3 protein-coding genes are annotated in these 3,116 nt (G+C 70.8%); 2 read left to right on the top strand and 1 reads right to left on the bottom strand.

Going from position 1 to position 3,116, the window contains the following annotated elements:
* Positions 1-162: 162 nt before the first annotated feature.
* Complete coding sequence (locus tag Q7V15_RS11720) at positions 163-1,137, top strand: complex I NDUFA9 subunit family protein (protein ID WP_304755760.1); 975 nt, start codon at positions 163-165, stop codon at positions 1,135-1,137.
* Here the strand turns inward: Q7V15_RS11720 and Q7V15_RS11715 are convergent.
* The gene (locus Q7V15_RS11715; protein ID WP_304755759.1) at positions 1,095-2,264 is read right to left on the bottom strand and encodes a citrate synthase; all 1,170 of its coding nucleotides are present in this window, start codon (positions 2,262-2,264) and stop codon (positions 1,095-1,097) included. The two genes, Q7V15_RS11720 and Q7V15_RS11715, sit on opposite strands and share 43 nt — an antisense overlap.
* 87 nt (positions 2,265-2,351) lie before the next feature.
* Between Q7V15_RS11715 and Q7V15_RS11710 the strand changes: the two genes are divergently transcribed.
* Positions 2,352-3,116, top strand: a 765-nt coding sequence (locus tag Q7V15_RS11710; RefSeq protein WP_304755758.1) for a citrate/2-methylcitrate synthase, incomplete at its 3' end; no start/stop codon positions are given.

The following is a 3,116-nucleotide window of genomic DNA, read 5'->3' as shown; positions in this document are numbered from 1 at the left end:
GCCACCTGGGCCCGGTCCGTCGGATCGGGAGGCGGGACTACTAAGGAAAAGCCAGACGGGCGTCAACGGACCTTTTAGGGTGAAGTTCAAGTCGCATTGCAGCAGGGGTCCGCATCGTCTATCCGGGCGGCTCAGGAACTTTGTCATTCAACGGGCCGGCCCATGCAGGATCTCGTCACCGTCTTCGGCGGTTCGGGCTTTGTCGGAAGTCAGGTGGTGCGGGCCTTGGCCCGTACCGGCTATCGGGTTCGGGTGGCGGTGCGCCAGCCAGCCAGAGCCTATGACCTGCTGATGCTCGGCGATGTCGGCCAGATCCAGGTGGTCCAGGCCAATATCCGCGACCCGGACTCGGTCGCCCGCGCGCTCGAGGGCGCCCAGGCCTGCGTCAACCTGGTGGGCGTTCTCTACGAGAGCGGCCGTCAGAAGTTCGCCAGCCTGCACGCCGAAGGGGCGGCGAATGTCGCCAAGGCCGCCCGCGCCGCCGGCGTGACCCGCATGGTCCAGGTCTCGGCCATCGGCGCCGACCCCGACAGCCCGTCGGTCTATGCCCGCACCAAGGCTGGGGGCGAGGCCGCCGTGCGCGAGGCCATGCCCCAGGCGGTGATTCTGCGCCCCTCCATCGTGTTTGGGCCAGAGGACGACTTTTTCAACCGTTTCGCCGCCATGGCGGTGATGTCTCCGGCCCTGCCTTTGATCGGCGGGGGCAAGACGCGGTTCCAGCCGGTGTTTGTGGGCGATGTGGCCCGGGCCGTGTCCGTGGCCGTCACCGATCCAGACTGCGCGGGTCAGACCTATGAGCTGGGCGGTCCGGCCATCCTCACCTTCCGGCAGTTGCTCGAACTGGTGCTGAGCGAGACTCAGCGGCGGCGCATCCTGCTGCCCCTGCCCTTCGGGGTCGCCAACCTCATTGGACAGGTGGGCAATCTGGTGGCCCTGACGCCCCTGGCGCCCCCGCTCACCAGCGATCAGGTGGCGCAGCTGAAGGTCGACAATGTGGCGAATCCGGCCCTGCCCGGCCTCGCCGAGCTGGGGGTCAGCCCGACGGCGGTGGAGTCGGTGGTCGGCGCCTATCTCTATCGCTTCCGCAAGGGCGGTCAGTTCGCCGAAACCCCGGAAGCGGGCGTCACGCCGGCATAGCGCGCCCGGGGGCGGATCAGGTCCCCGGTCTGCCCCTGTTCGATGGCGTGGGCGATCCAACCGGCGCAGCGCGCGGTGGCGAACAGGGCGAAGGGCGCGTCCTGCGGCAGATCCAGAACCTCTGACAAGGCCACCAGGGCGAAGTCGACATTGGGCCGGCGGCCGGTGGCGCCTTCCACTGCGACCCGCAAGGCCGCCAGGTCCGCCGGCGCCTCAAAACGCGCCAGCAGGGCCTTGGCCCGGGGATCGCCCTCGGGATAGAGCGCATGGCCAAAACCCGGCAGGTGGCGATCCTGGGCCAGACGGGCGGCGATCGCCGCCGCCGGTCCCAGTTCAGCCGCTTCGCGCGCCAGGCCCCGCATGGCCGCCCCAGCGCCCCCGTGGCGGGGGCCTGACAGGGCCGACAGTCCGGCCAGGGCGCAGGCCGACAGGGATGCGCCGGTGGACGCCGCCACCCGCGTGGCGAAAGTCGAGGGGTTCAGCTCGTGATCGGCGAGCAGCACCAGGGCCCGTCGGATCAGATCGGCGCCGCCGTCCCCCCGGGCGCAGCCCCAGGCCTGGGCCAGGCGCTCATGAATTGCTCCGCTCCCGAGCGCTCCAGCCACCGCGTCCGTCAGGACATCCAGCAAGGTCGCGGCCTCGACCGCCAGGGCCAGGGGATGACGCCCCAAGGCCGGAGGATCGACCCCGGCCCGCTTCGCCAAGGCGGCGAAGGCCCGGGCGCGCATGTCCGACTCGGCCGGCGGCGCCCCCCGGGCGCTGCGTTTCAGAGCCGCCCCATCGCCACCGCGCAGGAGCCGGGCCACGGCCTCCAGGGTCTGGGTCTCGGCAAGCTCGCCTGCGTCACGTCCGCGATAATAGAGCTGTCCGCCGACCACAGTGGTGATGGCGGAGGCCAAGACCGGCTCCCCCCACGCGATGGCCCCGGCCGCGACGGCGGCGGCCTTGCGTCCCCGGGTCTTCCGCTCCGCCAGGGCCGCCACATCGGCGGCGCGGTACAGGCTGCGACGGGGATCGGCGGGATCTGGCCGAGCCGTCAGCCGGCCGCGACTGGCATAGGCGTAGAGGGTCTGGCTACGCACATTTAGCTGGGCGCAGGCGTCTTCGGCGCCGATCCAATCGGTCATGGGCTTACATTGATTATATTGATCAAGATTGACGATCGAGCTTGGCCGCCGATCTCGTAGGGCGCAAGTCTGAATTGGAGCCTCCCCATGACCATTCACACCCCCGCGCCCCCCGAAGGCCTTGAAGGCGTCGTCGCCGCCCGCACCGTCCTGTCGGAGGTGGACGGCCAGGCCGGCCGGTTGATCATCCGCGGCCGGTCTCTGGACGACCTCATCGGCCATGCCCGGTTCGAGGACCTGGTGAGCCTGCTGTTCGAGGGTTTTTTCGAAAATCTGCCCGCCGACCTGGGGCCGGCCCTGGGCGCGGCCCGGGCTGAGGTGTTCGCCGAGGTCGCCTATCTGGACGCCGGGCTCGCCGCCCATGAGCCGGTGGAGGCCGTCCGCGCCCTGATGGCCCGGCTCGCCGATGGAGATGGTCTGGCCACCGCCCTGCGCCTGATCGCAGCGCCAGCCGTCTTCACCCCTGCCGTGGTGCGGGTTCAGGCTGGCCAGCCCCCCATCGCCCCGGACGCGGCCCTGCCCCATGCGGCCGACATTCTGCGGATGCTGACCGGCGCCGCCCCCTCGCAGGCCCAGATCGCTGGCCTGGACGCCTATCTGGTCACAGTCTCTGACCATGGGCTGAACGCCTCGACCTTCGCCGCCCGGGTGGTGGCCTCGACGAGGGCCGGCCTGACCTCGGCGGTCCTGGCCGGGATCAGCGCGCTGAAAGGTCCGCTCCACGGCGGCGCGCCGGGGCCCGTGATCGAGATGCTGGACGGCATCGGCCAGCCGGAAAACGCCCGGGCCTGGATCGAGGCGGCCCTGGCCCGCGGCGAGCGGCTGATGGGCTTTGGCCACCGCATCTATCGG

Origin of the sequence: Phenylobacterium sp. (genome assembly GCF_030651755.1) — a bacterium.
Lineage (GTDB): Bacteria > Pseudomonadota > Alphaproteobacteria > Caulobacterales > Caulobacteraceae > Phenylobacterium.
Note: the sequence above shows the minus strand (reverse complement) of the source record. Positions and strands in the feature narration are given on the sequence as shown.

Bases quoted from the DNA above. Each gene is read 5' to 3' on its own strand.
- Q7V15_RS11715 (WP_304755759.1), bottom strand. From the start codon at position 2,264: ATGACCGATTGGATCGGCGCCGAAGACGCCTGCGCCCAGCTAAATGTG.
- Q7V15_RS11720 (WP_304755760.1), top strand. From the start codon at position 163: ATGCAGGATCTCGTCACCGTCTTCGGCGGTTCGGGCTTTGTCGGAAGT.